The organism is Bosea sp. F3-2, assembly GCF_008253865.1.
In the GTDB taxonomy this organism is placed as follows: domain Bacteria; phylum Pseudomonadota; class Alphaproteobacteria; order Rhizobiales; family Beijerinckiaceae; genus Allobosea.
This window is the reverse complement of sequence record NZ_CP042331.1, coordinates 5,313,705-5,334,320: the sequence shown is the minus strand read 5'-3', so window position 1 is coordinate 5,334,320 and position 20,616 is coordinate 5,313,705. Positions and strand designations below refer to the sequence as shown.

General features: G+C 65.9%; 19 protein-coding genes and 2 pseudogenes. 12 read left to right on the top strand and 9 right to left on the bottom strand.

The features are described 5' to 3' along the window. Positions 1-40 precede the first annotated feature (40 nt). On the bottom strand, positions 41-1,402 hold the full coding sequence (locus tag FQV39_RS33315; protein ID WP_187640051.1) for a porin: 1,362 nt from the start codon (positions 1,400-1,402) through the stop codon (positions 41-43). Between the two features lie 388 nt (positions 1,403-1,790). Between FQV39_RS33315 and FQV39_RS24685 the strand changes: the two genes are divergently transcribed. Both FQV39_RS24685 and FQV39_RS33310 read left to right on the top strand, forming a co-directional pair. Next, positions 1,791-2,201 carry a hypothetical protein gene (locus tag FQV39_RS24685; protein ID WP_149132695.1) on the top strand — a complete coding sequence of 137 codons (411 nt, stop codon included), beginning with the start codon at positions 1,791-1,793 and terminating at the stop codon, positions 2,199-2,201. Positions 2,202-2,283: 82 nt separating this feature from the next. Continuing rightward, positions 2,284-2,430, top strand: coding sequence for a hypothetical protein (locus tag FQV39_RS33310; protein ID WP_187640050.1), 147 nt, complete (start codon positions 2,284-2,286; stop codon positions 2,428-2,430). Positions 2,431-2,644: 214 nt separating this feature from the next. On the opposite strand, the gene FQV39_RS24680 is transcribed toward FQV39_RS33310, so the two are convergent. Next, on the bottom strand, positions 2,645-3,595 hold the full coding sequence (locus FQV39_RS24680) for a helix-turn-helix domain-containing protein (protein WP_149132694.1): 951 nt from the start codon (positions 3,593-3,595) through the stop codon (positions 2,645-2,647). Positions 3,596-3,891: 296 nt separating this feature from the next. Between FQV39_RS24680 and FQV39_RS24675 the strand changes: the two genes are divergently transcribed. Beyond that, the gene (locus tag FQV39_RS24675) at positions 3,892-4,587 is read left to right on the top strand and encodes a GntR family transcriptional regulator (protein WP_149132693.1); all 696 of its coding nucleotides are present in this window, start codon (positions 3,892-3,894) and stop codon (positions 4,585-4,587) included. 246 nt (positions 4,588-4,833) lie between these two features. On the opposite strand, the gene FQV39_RS24670 is transcribed toward FQV39_RS24675, so the two are convergent. From FQV39_RS24670 to FQV39_RS24645, 6 genes are all read right to left on the bottom strand, one after another. Continuing rightward, positions 4,834-5,520, bottom strand: a complete 687-nt coding sequence (locus tag FQV39_RS24670) for a hydrolase (RefSeq protein WP_149129347.1) — start codon at positions 5,518-5,520, stop codon at positions 4,834-4,836. A 156-nt stretch (positions 5,521-5,676) separates the two neighbouring features. Further along, positions 5,677-7,308, bottom strand: coding sequence for an MFS transporter (locus FQV39_RS24665; protein WP_149132692.1), 1,632 nt, complete (start codon positions 7,306-7,308; stop codon positions 5,677-5,679). Then, positions 7,305-7,730 (bottom strand): DoxX family protein, encoded by a 426-nt coding sequence (locus tag FQV39_RS24660; RefSeq protein WP_149132691.1) that lies wholly within the window; start codon positions 7,728-7,730, stop codon positions 7,305-7,307. The genes FQV39_RS24665 and FQV39_RS24660 overlap by 4 nt, the downstream gene beginning before the upstream one ends. A gap of 1 nt (position 7,731) precedes the next feature. Then, positions 7,732-9,711: an amidohydrolase gene (locus tag FQV39_RS24655; RefSeq protein ID WP_149132690.1), complete on the bottom strand. Its 1,980-nt coding sequence runs from the start codon at positions 9,709-9,711 to the stop codon at positions 7,732-7,734. Next, on the bottom strand, positions 9,711-9,983 hold the full coding sequence (locus FQV39_RS24650) for a XapX domain-containing protein (protein WP_149132689.1): 273 nt from the start codon (positions 9,981-9,983) through the stop codon (positions 9,711-9,713). The genes FQV39_RS24655 and FQV39_RS24650 overlap by 1 nt, the downstream gene beginning before the upstream one ends. Before the next feature lie 150 nt (positions 9,984-10,133). Continuing rightward, positions 10,134-11,174, bottom strand: coding sequence for a LacI family DNA-binding transcriptional regulator (locus tag FQV39_RS24645; protein ID WP_248313133.1), 1,041 nt, complete (start codon positions 11,172-11,174; stop codon positions 10,134-10,136). Positions 11,175-11,318: 144 nt separating this feature from the next. Between FQV39_RS24645 and FQV39_RS24640 the strand changes: the two genes are divergently transcribed. The 6 genes from FQV39_RS24640 to FQV39_RS24615 all read left to right on the top strand — a co-directional run bounded on the left by FQV39_RS24640 (position 11,319) and on the right by FQV39_RS24615 (position 16,941). Next, positions 11,319-12,257: a dioxygenase family protein gene (locus tag FQV39_RS24640; RefSeq protein ID WP_149132688.1), complete on the top strand. Its 939-nt coding sequence runs from the start codon at positions 11,319-11,321 to the stop codon at positions 12,255-12,257. 36 nt (positions 12,258-12,293) lie between these two features. Beyond that, on the top strand, positions 12,294-13,100 hold the full coding sequence (locus FQV39_RS24635; protein ID WP_149132687.1) for an SDR family NAD(P)-dependent oxidoreductase: 807 nt from the start codon (positions 12,294-12,296) through the stop codon (positions 13,098-13,100). Between the two features lie 13 nt (positions 13,101-13,113). After that, positions 13,114-14,028, top strand: a complete 915-nt coding sequence (locus FQV39_RS24630) for a beta-keto acid cleavage family enzyme (protein ID WP_149132686.1) — start codon at positions 13,114-13,116, stop codon at positions 14,026-14,028. 24 nt (positions 14,029-14,052) lie between these two features. After that, positions 14,053-15,108, top strand: coding sequence for a quinone oxidoreductase family protein (locus FQV39_RS24625; RefSeq protein WP_149132685.1), 1,056 nt, complete (start codon positions 14,053-14,055; stop codon positions 15,106-15,108). Between the two features lie 3 nt (positions 15,109-15,111). Beyond that, positions 15,112-15,462, top strand: coding sequence for a cupin domain-containing protein (locus FQV39_RS24620; RefSeq protein WP_149132684.1), 351 nt, complete (start codon positions 15,112-15,114; stop codon positions 15,460-15,462). 102 nt (positions 15,463-15,564) lie between these two features. Then, positions 15,565-16,941, top strand: a complete 1,377-nt coding sequence (locus FQV39_RS24615) for a dicarboxylate/amino acid:cation symporter (RefSeq protein WP_149132683.1) — start codon at positions 15,565-15,567, stop codon at positions 16,939-16,941. A gap of 12 nt (positions 16,942-16,953) precedes the next feature. On the opposite strand, the gene FQV39_RS24610 is transcribed toward FQV39_RS24615, so the two are convergent. Continuing rightward, positions 16,954-17,871, bottom strand: coding sequence for an ABC transporter substrate-binding protein (locus FQV39_RS24610; RefSeq protein WP_187640049.1), 918 nt, complete (start codon positions 17,869-17,871; stop codon positions 16,954-16,956). 441 nt (positions 17,872-18,312) lie between these two features. On the opposite strand from FQV39_RS24610, the pseudogene FQV39_RS24605 reads away from it, so the two are divergent. From FQV39_RS24605 to FQV39_RS34460, 3 genes and pseudogenes are all read left to right on the top strand, one after another. Beyond that, positions 18,313-18,540: pseudogene (locus tag FQV39_RS24605) on the top strand (Na/Pi symporter); the annotation flags it as partial. Between the two features lie 623 nt (positions 18,541-19,163). Further along, positions 19,164-20,360 (top strand): alpha-hydroxy acid oxidase, encoded by a 1,197-nt coding sequence (locus tag FQV39_RS24600; RefSeq protein WP_187640048.1) that lies wholly within the window; start codon positions 19,164-19,166, stop codon positions 20,358-20,360. Next, a pseudogene (locus FQV39_RS34460) lies at positions 20,260-20,592 on the top strand (ketopantoate reductase family protein); the annotation flags it as partial. The gene FQV39_RS24600 and the pseudogene FQV39_RS34460, both read left to right, overlap by 101 nt. Between the last annotated feature and the right edge of the window lie 24 nt (positions 20,593-20,616).

Genomic DNA, 20,616 nt, shown 5'->3' with positions numbered 1-20,616 from the left:
GCGTGGTTCCGCGTCAAATCGGCAGGCTCTGGAACAAGAGCTAGAATACCCGCTCGATGAAGATTTGCGCGGTGCTTTGCTTCCCGGAAAGGCTTGCGGCACGCGCTGACCCGGCGATGTCGAGGCGTTGCCAGGCCAATGATCCCTCCAGGCCGAGGCGCAGGCCCGTCACCGGTTTCCAGATCAGATTCGCAGACATTCGATCGATCCGAATCTGTCCCGTAACCTCCCCGGCGCGCGGCAGGGCCAGATTGTAGCGGCTGACATAGGCGTTGCTGGACCACTCGTCCGACCATTCCCAACCGATGGATACGACGCCGGACCACCCGCGCGACGTCTGATCGCCGGTCAAGAGGGACAACACCGTGCGCCGGTCGAGCTGCGAGCCGATATAGGGAGCCGCGTTGACCGCTCCCGCGATCTGGCCGGACAGGGTGAACGAGTGGTCGGACACGCTGCCTTCCCAGGTCGCGCCGATGATGGCGGCCCGCCCCAGCAGGCTCGAAGCCCCGATGCGTGGAACCTCCCGCAAAGCCACGGCACCGTGCAGGGTCAGCGCCTCCCCTTCATAGAGGAGGCGGGCCACCCCGTCGGGCAGGCGGCGCCCGGTCGTCGGCAGCAGAATGCGCCGATCGGCGGAGACATCTTCGGCCGACAGCGAGAGGCTGAGCTCTTCGGTGAGGGGCCGCTCATAACCGATCAGGGCAACTGTGCGGCTGGGAATGCGTCCGACCAGCGCGAATTCGTCGCCGGTCCAGAAATCGAAGCGCGAGCTTGCCACCCCGGCGCTGAATGCTCCCAGCGTGATGCTCGCCTCGCCGATCGTGACGTCGGTACCGCCATCGCTGGTCGTGTCCATCGAGAACTCGAAGGCTGTCGCGAGGTACTGGCCATTGGCAAGCGATTGGCCGCTTTCGATCCGGAAGGTCGTGCTGAGCGGAAAGCTCGTCGTGCTCTGCGGCACGAGCCCCGTCGCGCGCGCAACAGCGTTTGCCCGAAAGTCGTCGCGTTGCAGCCCCGCATTCACCGTGCCGGAGACGGCAATACAACTGCCCAGCCCCGGCGAGACGAAGCCGGATGGCGGGCGATCATCCTCATCCTCGTCGTCATCGTCATCGTCATCATCATCATCATCGTCTCCCGTATCGTCAGCGCCAGCCTTGCCCGGGGAGACGGAGGATGGTTTGGGCAGGAGGGGCTCGAGGTCCGGAGGCTCGATCGTGCAGCTTCGCAGAAGGGTCGGCGGCCTGACGGCGGCCCCTGCCACTCCAATCAGGTTTACCAGGCAGGCCGATGCCGCCACCCAAAGCGCAAAGATACCTGCTTCGCGGCCAGCAGCCCTGGCAATCGCGCACGCGCGACCTGAGCGCCATGCCGGTTTGCTGGCGGCACCCTGTTTCAAAGCCCGATCACTTCCGCAACCCGGCCTGTCGTGCATCCGTTCCCAGACGCCGCAACGTTCCCGCGAGCCATCCTCAACCACAAAGCAACCACGATCCGCCCCTCGTGATTGACGGCGATGTCTTGGTACATCTTGATGTCAAGACACGCCGCGGGCGACAATGATCACCATACCCTTCCCACGAAGCACTCATCAGAACGGATAGCATTTTCAGGTTGGACGCAACGCCCGAGACGTCGGAGCACGTTTCCGTGGCGGACGATATCGGCAAGGATGACTTGATAGTGGTCTCGACGCGGCACCGTTTCCAATCGGCAAAGTGCATGACCTGCCCCTCTGCCCGGCCTGCCGCTGGTTTTCCTGTTTCTCAACATAAGGGAGAGCGCAGATGCAGAGTGCAAAGCGACTGGCCGGCCTTGGAATTCTTCTCCTCGCCCTGCCCTTGCTGAGCGGTGCGGCGCACGCCGCAGACCGCCTGGACGGAGCCTGGACGACGACTGCCGCGAGCTGCGACGAGGTCTTCGTCAAGCGCAAGGGCAATCTGGCGCTCAAGCGCACCTCCGAGGGCTGGAGCGCCTTCATCGTCAACGGCAACCGCATCAATGGCGCGAACGCCACCTGCAGCGTGAAATCCACCAAGCAGAAGGGTGATGTCACGACATTCCTTCTCAGCTGCGCGGACAAGATCATGTTCGATACGATGACCGTCTCGATCCGCTTCAAGGACGACGGCACCTTCGTCCGCTTCGATCCTGAATTTCCGGAGGTGGAAACAAGTTATCACCGCTGCGACCGCTGATCGCGTTCGCGCGCTCCGCCGGAATCCCCGCTGCACTCCATCGCCCATGCCAAGGTCTACCGCTCGACCGCCGACACCGTCTATGTCGGCGACGCCGGGCTATTACGGCACCGTGGTCGCGCCAGGCGGGGTCGTGGTCTACGGCACCGGCTACTACTACCCGGCCTGGGTCGGGACCTACTGGTACCCCGCGACACGGACCTATGGCCATGGCGCAGCCTTTGCCTGAGGCGCCGCGGGGGGCTTTGTCGATAGCTGCCGCGCTAGGGCGCTCGGAATCATTCGAGCGCCCGGCGGGCGGGCGAACCACGCGCAATCCTTGCGCTAGAGAGCCCGATCGGATGGCGCTTCGTCAGAAGGGATCAGGAAGCCGCAGAGCAACCGCCGCTTTGCGTCCAAGAATCGACAGACTCGGCATTGCGAGGGGCGACAGCAGGCGTTTCCTAAGGCCCATAACAGCTATCTTCAGCTTCGTTACCCTGGAAGTTTCGGCGCCATGCGCCGGGCGTCGCGCCCGTAAGCTGGCGAAAGACGCGGGTGAAGTGGCTCTGGTCTCCGAAGCCGCACATCAAGGCGATATCGGAGAGCGGCAGATGCTGCTGGACGAGATGCTTCTTCGCCTCCGATACCCGCAATTGCATGAGATAGCGCTGCGGCGCCACGCCGAGGCTCTGCCGAAACGCACGGGCGAAATGGCTGGGCGTCAACCGGCACTCGCTCGCGACCTGAGCGATCGTCAGGTTCGACGCCAGGCGAGCCATCATGATCTCCTGGGCCCGGCGCTGTTGCCAGGCAGCGAGCCTTCCGTATCCGGCGGTGGTTACTGCTTCGAGGCCGCCATAGGTCCGTGCAAAATGGATCAGGAGGGCCATGGCGATCTGATCGGTCAGAAGCTGGTTCGCGCCGGGCAAAGCCGAGGCATGAACCAGCGCCTGCGACAACCCCCACAGAATCTCGTCCGGGGCCTCGCCTTCCAAACGCAGTGTCGAAGCGGTGCGGCCACCATATTGGGCGGCAATCAGCGCGAGCGCATCGGAAGGAATGTAGAACTGGAGAGCGTCGAAGTGACCTTTAAATTGCCACTGCGGATCTTCGCGCAGATCCACGACGTTCACGGATTTCGCGCGAAAGCTGCCTGAGCGATACCTCTGCCCTCCGAGCCAGCCGGAATGGCATTCGAGATCGTCGATTTGATAGAGAATCGAGAAGGCACCCTCGCTGTGGGTCTGGCTGGTGCGCTCCCTGAAGCGGCGCCCGCAGGATAACCGCGTGGCAGCCAACCCCAATTGGCCATCAAGATGAAACTCGGAGACGACCTGGCCCTGCATCCCGAAATGATCCGCGATGCGCTGGCCGAAAAGGCCCTTCGGGTTCCGTGCTGTCGACACTTGCATGAACGCCACTCCTGGCAACGCCTGGGCCTGTCAAAGCCGCAGCGATCTCCGCATCAGTCGTTCTTGGATCCTGATCCCTCTCCTAGATCGCCGCGCGTCCTATCCGACGCGGCAACGGTGATCTATGCCTTTGTTATCGCATCGGATTTGTCCGAAAATTGGATTCCACTTTTCGGTCCGATGCTATAGCCAATCAGGCGGTTGTGCCTCGATCGTTTACATATAAGAATCGTGCATGATCGATGATTAACGATCGTCAATAACAAGAAAAGCGATCGTCTGAAAAGGGAGGTGTCATGGCTGCCAAACCGCTTCTTACCCGCGTAGCTCTCGTCGATCAGGTGGCAGCTTTGCTCACACAGCGCATCCTCGATCGCGTCTACACGCCGGGTTCGAAGCTCAATATCGATGCGCTCGCTCGCGAGCTGGAGGTGAGCTCCTCACCGATTCGTGAAGCATTGACGCGGCTCTGCGGACTTGGTCTCGTGGCTTCCGCCTCCTTCACCGGCTTTTCGGTCGCGCCCGAACCTCCGCGCGAATGGTTCGAGCAGCTCAAGGATTTCCGCATCCTCAACGAGGGCTTTGCGGCGCGGCATCTTGCGCGCACCCGGCAGACAGAATCGATCCTGGCGATGGGCGCCAGCATCGAGGCCATGGAAAGGAAATTGTCCGAAGAAGGGCCCAGTGACCACGACTATGTCAGCGCCAGCCGGTTGGACGAGTCTTTCCACGAGGCCTTGCTCTCGGCCTCCGGCAACGCGATCCTTGCGCAGGCGGTGCGCAACCTGCATCCGCATCTGCACCACGCCCGCCTGTTCAACAGCCGGCCGCATGACATCAAGCCCGTGCTCGACGAGCACCGTGCCATTCTGGCTGCGATCGTCCGGGGTGACGAGGACGGCGCCGAGGCGGCGGTCGCCCACCACCTGAACATATCATGGCAGCGCTACTGCGATGACGCGTCGCAGCGCCTGTCGCAGAAGGAAGTCTAGATGTGGGCCTTTTTCGATCCGTCTGAACCGTCATCGCGAGCGTAGCGAAGCAATCCAGGGGGACTGGGGTGAACGTCTCACCCAGCCCCCCTGGATTGCTTCGTCGCTTCGCTCCTCGCAATGACGGCTTCTGCGATCCAACCTGATCTGAAAACGCTAGCTAGCCCGGCTCGATCATGTCGCCGACGTAAGCAAGGCCAATGCCCCGATGCAGCTGCGGGATCCCGCAGCTGCATCGTCACTCGCTCAGCTCACCTTGGCGGCGTTCGGCCCGATGGTCTCGCCATGGGCGACGCGCTCGGGCGCGTCGTGGACCATGGTGTAGGCGTAGTCGACGCCCATGCCATAGGCGCCGGAATGCTCCTTCACGATCGCCATGACCGCATCATAGGTCTCGCGATGCGCCCAGTCGCGCTGCCATTCGAGCAGCACCTGCTGCCAGGTCACCGGCACGGCGCCGGCCTGCACCATGCGGTCCATCGCGTATTTATGCGCGTCGCTGGAGGTGCCGCCGGAGGCATCCGCCACCATGTAGATTTCGTAGCCTCCTTCCAGCATGGCGCAGAGCGCGAAGGTGGTGTTGCAGACCTCGGTCCACAGGCCGGAAACCACCACCTTCTTGCGGCCGTTGGCGGCCAGCGCATCGCGCACGTTCTGGTCGTCCCAGGAGTTCATCGAGCTGCGCTCGAGGATCTTGTTCTGCGGGAACACCGCCAGCAGCTCCGGATAGGTATGGCCGGAGAAGCTGTTCGTCTCGACCGTGGTGATCGTCGTCGGGATGTTGAAGGCCTTCGCCGCCTTGGCCAGGCCGACGACGTTGTTCTTCAGCACCTGCCGGTCGATCGACTGGACGCCGAACGCCATCTGCGGCTGCTGGTCGATGAAGATGAGCTGACAGTTCTTCGGGGTCAGGACTTCCAGGTACTTGGACATGGTGCTCTCCTTTGGGCGACCGGGTGAATGCTTGGCGAGGCGTAGCGGGTTGGAGGTGCCATCCCGTCGCGATCCGGCTCGGCTTGCAGATCCGCAGCGTCGATTGATGATTCTTGCGCAGGCGCCGACCGTGCAGTCCGCGTTAGACGCAATCTCTCATGGCTCTGTTTCCCCGCGATGCTTCACCGGGCTCGGCGGCGGCTCGATGTGCAGGAAGTGCCGCACGACGGGGCCAGTTTCCCCGGCGTGGAAGCGTGCGACTTCCTTCTGGAGATCGGCATCGGCCTTGGAGACGCGGCGGTGCTGGCGCAAATGCTCGGCCCAGGACGAGACCATGAACCATTCGACCAGCTTCTCCGGATCGGCGGTGTCCTCGGTGATGCCCCAGCCATAGGCGCCGTCGCGCCGCCGCTCGGCGGAGAGGGCGTGGATGGCCTCTAGGAAAGCGGCGCGATCGGCCTGCGGCACGCGATACTCGATCAGGATCAGGACCGGGCCGCGATCGTTGTCGACGGCCTCCGCGGCGAGCGGCTCCGGCCAGTGATTGGAGGGCGCGAGATCGGCTTCGCCCGCCGGCAGCTTGATCCGGTGCATGATGAGGCCCGCGACCAGCAGCGCGGCCGCGCCGATCAGCAGCGTGCCGCGGATGCCCGCAGCCTGCGCAATCGCGCCCCAGCCGAGGCTGCCGGCGGTCATCGCACCGTTGAACACGGTCAGGTAGACGGCAAGCGCCCGGCCGCGCACCCAGTTCGGCAGGATCGCCTGCGCGACGCCGTTGAGCGTGGTCAAGGCGACGATCCAGGCCATGCCGAGCAGCAGCAGGATGACGACGGCGAGCCATTGCGGTGGCGCCAGCGTCAGCGCCGCCATCACGGCCGCGGTCAGGACGGCCGAGAACAGCAGCAAGGCATCGGCATCGAGCCGGGCGCGCAGGCGCGGCAAAAGGATGGCGCCGCCGATCGCGCCGGCGCCGACCGCGCCGAGCAGGATACCGTAAAAGCCGGCTCCGCCGCCGAGCAGGTTGCGCGCGACCAGCGGCAGCAGGGCCCAGACGGCACTGGCGCAGGCGAAGAAGATCGCCGCGCGCAGCAGCACGACATGCAGCTCGCGGCTCGCCTTGGCATAGCGCAGGCCAGCCCGGAAAGCGCCGGCGAAGTGCTCGCTGAGCGCATCGTCCGCGCCCGGCGGGCGCCGCCACCAGATCAGCGCGCCGATCACCGCGACATAGCTCAGCACGTCCGCGCCATAGGTCACGCTGGCCCCGAGCGCGGCGAGGATCAGCCCGCCCAGCGCCGGCCCGATGGCCCGCGAGATGTTGATGCCGAGCGAGTTGAGCGCGACGGCACTCTTCAAATCCGCCTTGCCCACCAGCTCGGGCACGATCGCTTGCCAGGTCGGCGCCATCAGCGCTGCGCCGACGCCACCGAGGAAGGTGAGCCCGACCAGGGCGGGCACGCTGAGCTGCCCGGTTCCGGCCAGGAGCATGAGCGAAAGGCTGACGCAGCCGAGCAGGATCTGGATCGCGATCAGGAACTTGCGGCGATCGAGGATGTCGGAAAGGACGCCGGCGGGAATGGCGAGCAGGAAGATCGGCAGCGTCGCCGCCGCCTGGACGAGCGCGACCGCCGCCGGCGCGCCGGACAGGTCGGTGACCAGCCAGGCACTGGCGACGTCCCGCATGAACGAGCCGATATTGCCGATGATGGTCGCCGCCCAGAGCACGGCGAAGACGGTCTGGCGCAATGGCGCGAAGCTGGAAGTTGCGGCCGGAGATGTGGTGACGCTCATCGGTTCGCCTCCTTCTTGCGGGCGAGGTCGTCGAGCGCGACCAGGATGAAGCCGCCGATCAGGCCGAGATGTTCGAAGAAGGCGTTCATCGCCATCATCCGCCCTTGGCCCTCCGGCATCTCCCAGAAGCGCACGGCGATGAAGGTCGCAACCAACGTGAAACCGGCAAGCGCCAGCGCCGCGAGCCAGCGCCAGCGGCCGATCAGGATCAGCGCGCTCGCGCCGAGTTCGAAGACGATCACGCCGACGGCGAAGAGCGGCGCGGGTGACAGGCCGAAATGGGTCATCTCGGCGATGGCGCCCGGAAAATCGAGGATCTTGGTCACCGGCCCCTGGATATAGGCGGCACAGAGCAGGAGCAGCGCGAACCAGCGCAGCGCGCCCGTTCGCGGCACCGCCGCGCGATGGTCGTTCCCCGCCATCTCACACCGCCCAGCAGGCGCAGCCGAGCGCGCCCCAGAAGCTGCGCAGATCGCCGACCGGCAGCGTGCTCGACCAGGCGCCGGCATGGTCGTGGCCATGGACGTTGCAGGAGCTGGCACAGCCGCAATTCGTCATGGCCGTACGGCGCAGCGAGTTCTTGCCGGCGCCCTCCGGCTCGCCCCAGGCGGCATAGCCCTTGAAGGTCCTGACCGGCGACCAGTCCGGCATCGCCGGCGGCGGCGTGCTCTCGTCGAGCTTGGCGAACTCGCGCGCGCCATAGACGACCTTGCCGCCGACGATGGTGAGGTCCGCGCTGATGAACGAGATCTCGTCCTCCGGGCAGGCGAAGAAGTCGCGATCGGGCACGATCAGGTCGGCGAACTGGCCGACCGCGATCTGGCCCTTCTTGCCCTCCTCGTTCGAGAACCAGGTGACCTTCTCGGTCATCATCCTGAGCGCCGTCTCGCGGTCGAGGCAGTTGCGCTGCGGCGTGAGGCGTAAGCCCCCGACGGTCTTGCCGGTGACCATCCAGGACAGCGAAACCCAGGGGTTGTAGGAGGCGACGCGGGTGGCATCGGTGCCGGCCGAGGTCCTGACGCCCTTCTCCAGCAGGCGCGCCACCGGCGGCGTCGCCTCGGCGGCAGCCGCACCATAGCGCTCGACGAAATACTCGCCCTGATAGGCCATGCGGTGCTGCACGGCGACGCCGCCGCCGAGCGCGGCGATACGGTCGATCGAGCGCTCCGAGATCGTCTCGGCATGGTCGAAGAACCAGTTCAGCCCCTTGAGCGGAATGTCCTTGTCGACCTTCTCGAAGACGTCGAGGGCGCGCGAGATCGTCTCGTCATAGGTGGCGTGCAGGCGCCAGGGCCAGCGGTTCTCGGCGAGGATGCGCACGACGCCTTCGAGATCGCCCTCCATCTCGGGCGGCATGTCCGGGCGCGGCTCGCGGAAATCCTCGAAATCGGCGGCGGAGAAGACCAGCATCTCGCCGGCGCCGTTATGGCGGAAATAATCGTTGCCCTGCTTGTAGGTCGAGGTCTTCGTCCAGTTGAGGAAGTCGTCCTTCTCCTGCTTCGGCTTCTGCGTGAACAGGTTGTAGGCGAGGCGGATGGTGAGCTGGTTGTCGTCCGAGAGCTTCTGGATGACGGCGTAGTCGTCCGGATAGTTCTGGAAGCCGCCACCGGCATCGATCGCGCCGGTGACGCCGAGCCGGTTGAGCTCGCGCATGAAATGCCGGGTCGAGTTGACCTGATAATCGAAGGGCAGCTTCGGCCCCTTGGCCAGCGTCGCGTAGAGGATGGCGGCATTGGGCCGGGCGAGCAGCAGCCCGGTCGGATTGCCATTGGCGTCACGCGTGATCTCGCCGCCGGGCGGCTGCGGCGTGTCCTTGGTATAGCCGACGGCCCGCAGCGCCGCGCCATTCAGCAGGGCGCGATCATAGAGATGCAGGATGAAGACCGGCGTCTCCGGCGCGACCGCGTTGAGCTCCGCGATCGTCGGCAGGCGCTTCTCGGCGAACTGATGCTCGGTGAAGCCGCCGACGACGCGCACCCATTGCGGCGGCGGCGTCACCGCGACCTGGCGTTTGAGCATGTTCATCGCATCAGTCAGCGAGCGCACCCCGTCCCAGCGCAGCTCCATGTTGAAGTTCAACCCGCCGCGAATGATGTGCAGGTGGTTGTCGATCAGGCCGGGCAATGCGCTACGGCCCTTCAGGTCGATGAGCTTCGTATTCGGCCCGGCATGCGCCATCGCCTCGGCCTCGCTGCCGACGGCGAGGAACACGCCGTCCCTGACCGCGACTGCGCCCGCGGTCGGGTTGCTGCGGTCGAGCGTGGTGAAGCGGCCATTGCGGAGGATGAGATCGGCGGTCATGGGGCGAGATCCTTGGCCGGGAGTTTGGGCGACGGCGCTGCCGAAAAGGCCGGTCAGAGCTCCGGCTGCAGCACCAAAGGTGGTTTGACGTCGCGTCGGCATCAGCTGCGCTCCTTTTGCGACATCTCTTGCGGGGGCTTCGCACCACCGGGCAGATGGCCGAAGACATGCGGCTTGACCTGATGCTCCCAGGACTGCGCCGCCGGCGCCTTGGCCCAGAAGCCCCGCAGCAGCGGCGGCAGCTGCTCGCCGATCAGGATGCCGAGCAATCCGACCAGCGCCACCACCGGCGGCGCCGGAGAACGCACATTGATCAGGCTGTAGATCACCCCGACCAAAAGGCCGGCGCCCAACGAAAGCAGATAGATCTTCATGCGCGCACCCGTGCCCGGAAATGAAGGCCGCCCATCCAACGCTCGGGAGAACCGCCATGCGCGGACAGGCTGGGGCGCTGGCGCATTCAAGTCTTGTCGGTTTGAACGATCCTTTGTCTGATTTAGCGATCGCGACGGCGACGGCGCAGCTTACGCCAACACGCGCGTGGAAGCGCGCACGATCAGCTCGACCGGCATCAGCTTCACGCAGGCGGTCATATCCGGATCAGCGAGACGCTCCAGCAGCTGCCGCGCAGCGGCCTGCCCCATCTCGGCATGGGCGATCCGCACCGTCGTCAGCGGCGGAGCGACCATGTCGACCAGCGGCATGTCGTTGTAGCCGACGACCGAAATGTCGCCCGGGCAAGAAAGTCCCCGCCGCTTCAGCTCCTGATAGGCGCCGAGCGCGAGCAGGTCGTTGCTCGCTGCGATCGCGGTCAGGCCGGGCGCCTTGTCCAGCAGTGCCGCCGTCGCCGCCTGCCCCTCGCCCCGGCTGTAGGCGGCAGCGACGCTGACGGCCGAAGCGTCGAGCCCCGCTGCCGCCATCGCCACCTCGAAACCCCGCCGGCGCAGAACGCCGGTGGAGAGTGCCTCGGAACCGGCCAGATGCCCGATCCGGCGATGGCCCAGCGCGACCAGATGTTCGACCGCCAGCCGCATGCCGCCGATATCGTCGGAAACCACACTCGCCGCGCGCAGATCATCCTCCGCCCGATTGACCAGCACGGTCGGAATGCCCGCGCCAAGGCAGACGGTCAGGACCGGGTCGGCGCGTCGCACCGTGGCAAGCACCAGCCCATCGACGCGCCGCGCGATCAGTTCCTCGACGATCGCGATCTGGCGCTTTTCGTCGGCCCCGCCTTCTGCCACCAGCATCGAATAGCCCTCCTCGGCCAGCCCGGCGCCGACGCCATCGAGGATCGGCGCGAAGACCGGGTTGGCGAGATCGGGCAGCACGACGCCGACAAGGCGCGAGCGGCCGGTCCGCAGCGAGGCCGCAATGGCGTCCCGGCGATAGCCCTGGCGCAACGCCTCCGCCCGCACTTTGTCCACCACCTCAGGCGAGATCCGATGCGCCTGGGCGGGATCGAGCGCGCGCGCCGCCGTCGAACGATGCACGCCCGCTGCCTCGGCGATCGACTGCAGCGTCGCCGTGCGTGGCGTGCCAGCCGCCAAGGTCATGGATTTCATCGGTTTTCCGCCGGCTGAATCATCGTCGGCAACAGAGCATTTTTCGGCCGGCTTGACAACGTGCAATCGATCGCATAATTACCAATGCAATCGATCGCACAGCTAATGCGCCAACAGGCCGAACAAGCGACGGAGGAAGCACCAATGAATGAGAGGGCAACCCCGGTGGGAGCGGAGCCGGCGCTCCGCTCCCACATCATCGAAACCCAGGATGCCGTTACGCCAGTGGTGCTCGACGCCATGTCGCGGGCGCCGGATGCTCGGCTTAGGGAGGTGATGGCCTCCTTTGTTCGGCACATGCATGCCTTCGCCCGGGAGGTCCGACTGACCGAGGACGAGTTCGAGTTCGGCCTCGACTTCCTCAACCGCATCGGCCAGGCGACCAATGACAGCCACAACGAAGCTGTTCTGTTCTCCGATGTGATCGGCTTCTCGACGCTGGTCTGCCTGCTGAACAACGGCCAGAATGGCGCCACAGAAACCGCCGCAGCCCTGCTTGGGCCGTTCTGGCGGATGCATTCGCCGACGACGCCCAATGGCGGCTCGATCATCCGCTCGGAGACGCCCGGCCCCGCCCTCTTCGCCAATTGCCGGATCACCGACCCGCAAGGCCGCCCGCTTGCCGGTGTCGAGGTCGATATCTGGCAGGCCTCGCCGGTCGGACTCTACGAGAACCAGGATCCCGACCAGGCCGAAATGAACCTGCGCGGCAAGTTCACCACCGATGCCGGCGGCTGCATTTCGTTTCGCTCGGTGAAGCCGGCCGGCTACCCGGTCCCGACCGACGGCCCCGTCGGCGAGTTGCTGCGGGCTCAGGAGCGTCACCCCTACCGCCCGGCCCATCTGCACTTCCTCGCCTACAAGCCGGGCTTCCGGACGCTGATCACCCAGGTCTTCGTCGATGACGACCAGCATCTCGAAACCGATGTCGTCTTCGGCGTGACCCGCCATCTCATCGGCGACTTCCGGCTCGGCAGCGGCCCCGCCCCCGACCCCGATGTCGAGGGGCCCTGGTACCTCTTCGACTATGCCTTCGTAATGGAGCCCGGCGAAGCGAAGCTGCCGGTCCCTCCGATCCGCTAGCCACCCGGCCCCACCCATTCAGAAGCAGGGACAGCCATGTCTTCTCTCGCCCAGTCGGACACCATCGTCGCCGCGCCGCCCCGGAGGCTCTATCCGCGCTCGCTCAACGGCAAGGTCGCGCTCGTCGTCGGTGGCGCCGGCGCCATCGGCGCCGCCACCAGCCGCATGCTTGCCGCCGCCGGTGCGACCATCGTCGTCACCCATCTCGACAGCGAGCGCGACACGCTGGCAGCGAAGGTTCTCCTTGCCGAACTCGGCGACGGACATGCGGCCTATGTCGCGGACGTCGCCAATACGGCCTCGCTGATCGCCCTGCGCGACGCCATCCAAGCCCGTTTCGGCCGGCTCGATATCCTGATCAATGCGGCCGGCTACACCAAGCCGGTTCCGCATGCCGATCTCGACGCGCTGACCGACGAGCTGATCGACCGGATGCTGCAGGTCAACTGGCGCGGACAGTTCGCCACCATCCGCACCTTCGCCCCGATGCTGAAGGCCTCGGGCGATGGGCTCGTGGTCTCGATCTCCTCGATCGCCTCCTTCACCGCCATCGGCTCCTCGATCGCCTATTGCGCCGCCAAGGCCGGCATCGACGTGATGACCAAGGCGCTGGCGCGGGTGCTGGCACCGGAAGTCCGGGTTCTCGCGGTCTCGCCGGGCGTCGTCGATACCGAGTTCGTCCCCGGTCGCGGCTCCGACTTCAACGACAAGGTCAAGGCCTCGACGCCGCTGAAGCGCATCGGCGAGGCCGAGGACATCGCCGCCGCCATCACCGCCTGCGCCACCATGCTCGGCTACTCGACCGGACACATCATCCAGGTCGATGGCGGCCGCGCGCTCTAGCGGAGGAAACCCCATGCGCGCCCCGCTGCCAAAGGTCTTCATCACCTGCGCGATCACCGGCAACCTGACCAAGCCGGAACAGAGCCCGCATCTGCCGATCACCCCGGAGCAAATCGCCGAATCCGCTCTGGCCGCGGCTGAAGCCGGCGCCGCGATTGTTCACATCCATGTGCGCGATCCGCAGACCGGCCGCCCCTCGATGGAACTCGCGCTCTACCGCGGAGTCGTCGAGCGCATCCGCGCCCGCAACCCGGAGCTGATCATCAACCTGACCACGGGCCCGGGCGGGCGTTTCGTGCCCTCCGAGCAGGATCCCAAGGTCGCCGGCCCCGGCACGACACTGATGGTGCCGGAGCAGCGCGTCGCCCATGTCGCCGCGCTCAAGCCCGATATCTGCACGCTCGACCTCAACACCATGAATTCCGGCGGCGAGGTCGTGATCAACACGCCCAGCAATGTCCGCCGCATGGCCAGGGTGATCGCCGAGGCCGGCGTGCGCCCGGAGATCGAGCTGTTCGACTCCGGCGACATCGCGCTGCTGAACGACCTGATCAAGGACGACACGCTGCAGCCGCAGCCGCTGACCTCCTTCGTCATGGGCGTGCGCTACGGCTTTCAACCCTCGCCCGAGACCGTGCTCTACGCCCGCAACCTCCTGCCCGAAGGCGCGCTGTTCACCGCGATCGGCATCGGCCGCTCGGCCTTCCAGACCGTGGCGCTCTCCTATCTCGCTGGCGGCCATGTCCGCGTCGGGCTGGAGGATGGCGTCTATCTCGACCACGGCGTGCTCGCCCCCTCGAACGCGGCGCTGGTCGAGAAGGCCCGCCGCATCGTCGAGGACCTCGGCGGTGGGATCGCCACGCCGCAGGAAGCCCGCGCCCTCATCGGCCTGCCCGACCGCGCCACCGGCGCGAAACGGGTCGCCTGACCCCTCCATCAGGATCGAACCACCATGTCCTTCGCCCAGAAAGCCATCGTCCAGGAAACCGTCGCCCGACAGGCTCCGCTCGACCACCTGCTGACCGTGCGGGGCTTGCGGCTCCACGCCAAGGCGGCGAGCTATGAGGAGATCGCGCTCCCGATCGAGGAGCGGCCGCTGCGCCCGCTCGCCGACCACGAGGTCGTGGTCGAGATCCAGGCTGCGGCGGTCAACCCGTCGGACGCCAAGGCGGCGACCGGGTTGATGCCCTATGCGGTGTTCCCGCGCACGCCCGGCCGCGATTTCGCCGGCAAGATCGTGGCCGGGCCGGAAGCGCTGATCGGCAAGTCGGTCTTCGGCTCCTCCGGCGATCTCGGCATCCGCCAGGACGGCTCCCATGCGAGTCATCTGATCGTCGAGGCCGAGGCGGTCGTCGCGGTCCCGGCGGGCGTCACGATGCAGGAAGCCGCCGGCATCGGCGTCCCCTTCGTCACCGCCTGGGAGGGCCTGCGGCGCGCCGGCCTGCCGAAGGCGGGCGAGACCGTGCTGATCCTCGGCGTCAACGGCAAGGTCGGCCAGGCGGCGGCGCAGATCGCGAGCTGGCGCGGCGCCAAGGTGATCGGCGTCGTGCGTCGCGAGGAGCCCTATGCCGGCCATGCCAGCACCCCGGTCGAGATCATTTCCGCCAGCGGCACGGATGTCCCGGCGCGGGTGCGCGAGCTGACCGCGGGCAAGGGCGCCGACATCGTCTTCAACACGGTCGGCGACCCCTTCTACGAGATCGGCCAGAAATCGATGGCTGTCGGCGGCCGGGCGATCTTCATCGCCGTGATCGACCGCTTCGTCACCTTCGACATCCTGGCCTTCTACAAGGGCCGCCATACCTATGTCGGCATCGACACCATCGCGCTGAGCTCCGTCGAGACCGGCGCGATCCTGCGCGATCTCGCTCCCGGCTTCACCGACGGCTTCCTGAAGCCCTTTCCGATCAAGCAGAGCGCGATCTACCCGCTCGCTGACGCCCATGCCGCCTATCAGGCGGTGATGGGCTCCTCGCGCGACCGCGTCGTGCTCGTGCCGGGAGCGTGAACCATGCATGTCGTTCGTTTCACTGAGGCCCCGCCCTATGACGCCCCTGGCCATGCGCTGATGCGCATGGTGCGGCTGCAGGGCCGCGAAGCCGGCCCGGCCGACACCGCCTGGCTCGGCGTCTCGACCATTGCCCCCGGCGGCGGCACCACACTCGACGCCTCCGCAGTCGAGAAGCTCTATGTCGTGCTCGACGGCACGGTCACTGTTTCGAACGGACAGGACAAGGTCAGCCTGCAACGCTGGGATTCCTGCCGGATCGCGCCCGGCGAAGGGCGCCAGCTCAGCAATGATACCGGCGAGCCGGCCTCCATCCTGCTCGTCATGCCTCTCCAGGCCCCATCGCCGGCCTGAGCCGGCGACATGAAGAGACTGCCAGACGCCTAGCCAAGAACCACACCAAGCGCGGACGCACCCGTCCGCGGCGGCGACGCCATGCGCCCAGGGAGGAAAAAAATGGCTGCAGATCATCCTTCACCACGGCCGGCCAAGCGCTGGTACAACATCCTCTACGTCCAGGTTCTGATCGCCATCGCCTTCGCCATCGTGCTCGGCCACTTCTGGCCATCGATCGGCGTCGAGATGAAACCCCTCGGCGACGGCTTCATCAAGCTGATCAAGATGGTGATCGCGCTGGTGATCTTCTGCACCGTCGTCTCCGGCATCGCCGGCATGAGCGACATGAAGAAAGTCGGCCGTGTCGGCGGCAAGGCCCTGCTCTATTTCGAGGCGGTCTCGACGCTGGCGCTGGTCATCGGCCTCGTCGTCGCGAATGTCGTCAAGCCGGGCGCCGGCTTCAACGCCCACCCTTCCGCACTCGACGCCAAGGCCGTCCAAGTCTACGCCGGCAAGGCTGGCGAGCAGACGATCACCGAGTTCCTGCTCAATATCATCCCGAACACCGTGGTCGATGCCTTCGCCAAGGGCGACATCCTGCCGGTGGTGCTGATCTCGATCCTGTTCGGCTATGTGCTCTCGCATCTCGGCGAGCGTGCGAGACCCGTGCGCGACGTCATCGATGCCGGCTCGAAGCTCGTCTTCGGGGCGATCAATGTCATCATGCGGCTCGCGCCCATCGGCGCCTTCGGCGCCATGGCCTTCACCATCGGCCGCTACGGCGTCTCCTCGCTCGGCCCGCTCTTCCTGCTGATCGCGACCTTCTACCTGACCAGCCTGATCTTCGTCCTCGGCGTGCTCGGGCTGATCGCCCGCTGGGCCGGCTTCAGCATCCTGAAGTTCCTGGCCTACATCAAGGAAGAGATCCTGATCGTGCTCGGCACCTCCTCCTCCGACTCGGCCCTGCCGAGCCTGATGGAGAAGCTGGAGCGCGCCGGCTGCTCCAAGCCGGTGGTCGGCCTCGTCGTGCCGACGGGCTATGTCTTCAACACCGACGGCACCTCGATCTATATGACGCTCGCGGCGCTCTTCGTGGCGCAGGCGACCAACACCGATCTAAGCCTGCATCAGCAGCTCGCGATCTTCGCCGTTGCCATGCTGACCTCGAAGGGCGCATCCGGCGTCACCGGCGCCTCCTTCATCGCGCTGGTCGGCACGCTCTCCGTCGTCCCGGCGATCCCGGTCGCCGGCATGGCGCTGATCCTCGGCATCGATCGCTTCATGAGCGAGGCCCGAGCCTTGGTGAACATGATCGGCAACGGCGTTGCGACGCTGGTCATGGCCCGCTGGGAGGGCGAGCTGGACCAGGCGAAGCTCAAAGCGGCACTGTCCGGAGAAGCCTTGTCCGCGCTGGACGAGGAATACCCGGCGCCGATGGACCAACAGACGCTTGGCATCAATCCCCGCAGCGAGGCGTTCAGCAGCGCTGGCGGCTGAGCAATTGCGGACTCATCGGATCACCTGGTCCGCCCGCGCCAAGAGCTCGGGCGGAATCGTGACGCCGATGCTCTGGGCAACCTTGAGATTGAAGATGAGCTCGCGCCGCGTGATGAACTCGACCGGGATCTCTCCCGGAGGCGTGCCCTTGAAGATTCTGTCGATGAAGGCCGGGAGACGGCGCCAAGTGTCGGCGACCGATGTGCCATAGGTGATCAAGCCACCCACAGCGCTCATGCCGCCAGCGAACATGGTCGGCAGCCGATGTGTCACCGCGAGATCAGCGAGGCGCTTGCCGTGGCTGAAGTTGAGTGGCGTATCGAAGACCACCACGGCCTGGGCACTGTCCCGTACCATGGCTGCGAAAGCGGCATCGAAATCTGGATCAGGCGCAGCGGCGGTGGGCGCCGGCAGCTTCACGATCTGTGGGCGCAATCCAAGCGCTTCGGCTGCCGCCTTGTTCGCACGATCGATCGGCGCAAGACCGGAAGCATCGGCTCCGGGGATCGTCTGGTCGCTCAAGGCCGCGACCCGCTCCATCCCCGGAAAGACGTCCTTCAGCAGCCGCATTTGCGCCTCGGCCTGCCGCGGGTCGAGGCTAGTGATGCCCGTCGCGTTGCGCCCCGGCCTCTGCGCGGTTTCGGCCAGCCCGAGAGCAACCGGGTCGGTCACAATGGCAAAGATCACCGGGATCGTCGGCGTTGCCCGCCGCGCTGCGTTGGCGGCTGGTCCTCCGAGCGCCACGATGACATCCACGCCCTGACGAACGTGCTCCGTGGCAAGCTCCGGCAGACGGCCGAGCTGGCCTTCCGCAAAGCGAGGCTCAACGGTGAAGTCTCGCCCCTCGATCAGGCCGAGCTGTGCGCAATCCTGCGCGAAGGTACGGCGCCACGCCTCATGGAACGCTCCGGGACCACCATTGACCAACATGCCGATGCGGCGTGGCGCAGACGGTTGGGCCCAACCAGACTGGGCTGAAACCACCCCAGCCGCCCCGCATAGGCCTGCTTGCAAGAAATGCCTGCGGTCCACGGCTGGCATCCCAACTGTGTCGCTTCAACACCGCATAGAAACATGACCTCCCGGATGAAACAATACCGGCTAGGTAAAACAGCGAATTCGAGCCACCCGATTTTGCGGAAACCTTTAGATTATTTGGAGCTGAACGCAGCGTCATGGCGCAGTTTAGGCCTGGAAACAACCTTCGGGGAAGCACCATGGACGGAAGTCGTCGGGCTCCCGCACGTCGATGACGCTATCGCTCGCCACCGCTGCGGGGCGTCGGCGCAATGGGGAGGCTATGGCATCGGTTCGGCAGACGTTATGACTCCGACGAGCTCGGTGCGCGAAGCACAGGGGGCTGAGACGTGCATGTCGACAGCAATTGCCATTCTCGGCGGCGTCGGGCTGTTCCTGCTCGGCATGACCGTCATGACCGACGGCCTGAAGGCGCTGGCGGGATCCGCCCTGCGCACCGTCCTCGGCAAGGCGGCGGCCACGCCGCTCTCCGGCGCCTTCTGGGGCTCCATCGTCACGCTGCTCGTGCAGTCGTCGAGCGCGGTGACGATGACGACGATCGGCCTCGTCAGCGCCGGGCTTCGCGACGCTTGCCTCCATCGTGCCGGGAAAGCTGACCGCCACGGAAGCCCTCGCGCGGATCGAAGCCGCCCGGCGGCTCGACGGGGTCGCACATCATGCCTGGCGTTCGGCGGCACAGGATCGGGCCGGCGATTATAGGATAATATACCTATACGATACTGTCAATCCGTGGAGCTGAGGGATAAGCAGAGCCTCAACATGCGATCTGGGGAATGCGCCATTTGCCGACATTCGGCGGTTGCCGGAAAGCAGACTCTGACAACTAGCACAAAAAACGTCCGTTCTCGTCCGGGGAATCTCATCGACCCGCGCCGTCGTAAATATCAAACCCTAAACTCAACCTCCGATCCTCCAGCATCGAGTGCGTTGCAATTCAGTGTCTTCGTTACGCTCAGGCGAAAATTGGCCGCAAACGAAGACGAAGGCGGCGTGGCGACACTTTCGAGGGCCTTCGCTGCCGGCTGAAGCCCCGTGGCACCATCGGCCCATGACCGGAAGTCCGGCCCCGGTCGCGCTCTGGCACCTTCCGGCTGCCTTGCATTCGTGATGTTTCTGGACTTGCGCATCCGTCCGTCATGGGCATGTCGCCAGCGCAGGACGCCAGGCTGCGAAGGAGGAACGAGGTGGTGCCGACCAAGGGCGTCTTCACCACACGTCAGATGGCCGAGATCGCGCGCAGGCACCTGCCGCGGGCCATCTTCGATTTCGTCGAGGGCGGCGCAGGGTCGGAGATCGCGCTTGCGCGCAATCGCGCACGCTTCGAGGAGATCGCCCTGCTGCCGCAGGCCTTGCGCGACTGCTCGGCTGCGACGTCGGTGGTGACGATCTTCGGCCGCCGCTACGCCGCGCCCTTCGGCGTCGCGCCGATGGGATTTGCAGATCTGATCCGCCCCGGGACCGACCGCGCCCTCGCCCGCGCCGCCAGGGAGCGGAACATCCCCTATGTCCTGTCGACGGCGGCGACGACGTCGATCGAAACCATCCGCGATATCGCGCAGGACAATCTCTGGTTCCAGCTCTATCCCGGCTCCGACGAAGCCACCGCGGCTGCCCTGATCGACCGGGCGCTGAAGGCGGGCGTCACCACGCTGGTGGTAACGGTCGACATTCCCGTTCCGGCCAAGCGCGTCAGGGACCTGGCCAATGGCCTGGCCATTCCCCTGCGCCCCTCGCTGCGCACGATCCTCGATGTCGGGCGACACCCGGCCTGGCTGATGAGAGCCTTGTTCGGCACGCGCCTGGGCATGGCGAACTTCATTGACAACAGGGGAGCGATGAGCGGGCTGAAACATGCCGAATTCGTCTCCCGCCAGCTCTCCTGCCCTGCCCTCGACTGGAGCCGGATCGAAGGCATTCGCAAGGCCTGGCCGCATCACCTGGTCATCAAGGGCATCCTGAACCCCGAGGACGCCCGAACGGCCGCACGGCTGGGCGCGAACGGCATCGTCGTCTCCAACCATGGCGGGCGTCAGCTCGATGCGGCCCCCGCGCCGATCGAGGTCCTGCCCGCCATCCGCGAAGCCTGCGGCGACGCTCTGACCATCATTCTGGACAGCGGCGTCAGGACCGGCGACGACATCGCCCGCAGCCTGGCGCGCGGCGCCGACTTCGTCCTGATGGGGCGCCCTTTTCTGTTCGCCGTCGCGGCCCTGGGCCTGTCGGACGGGCCGAAGGCGATCATCGACATCCTGCGCGACGAGTTCATGAACACGCTCATCCATCTCGGCTGCCCGGATCCCGCCGAGCTGGACGACAGCTTCCTGTGGCCGAGACGGACCGGCGCAGGAATACTGTCGCCCCGGCAGGAGGGGAATCGATGAAGATCGCTGTGATGGGGGCGCCGTCGGCTGCTACTACGGTGCCATGCTGGCGCGGGCCGGTCATGCGGTCACGCTGGTCGCGCGGCCGCAGCATGTGAAGGCGATCCGGGATCACGGCCTCACCCTGGAGACCGCAGCCTTCACCGAATCCCTTGCGGTCACGGCAACCGCCGAGCCGTCGGGCGTGAGCGATGCGGAACTCGTCCTGTTCTGCGTCAAATCGGGCGATACCGTCGCGGCGGGCCATGAAATGGGC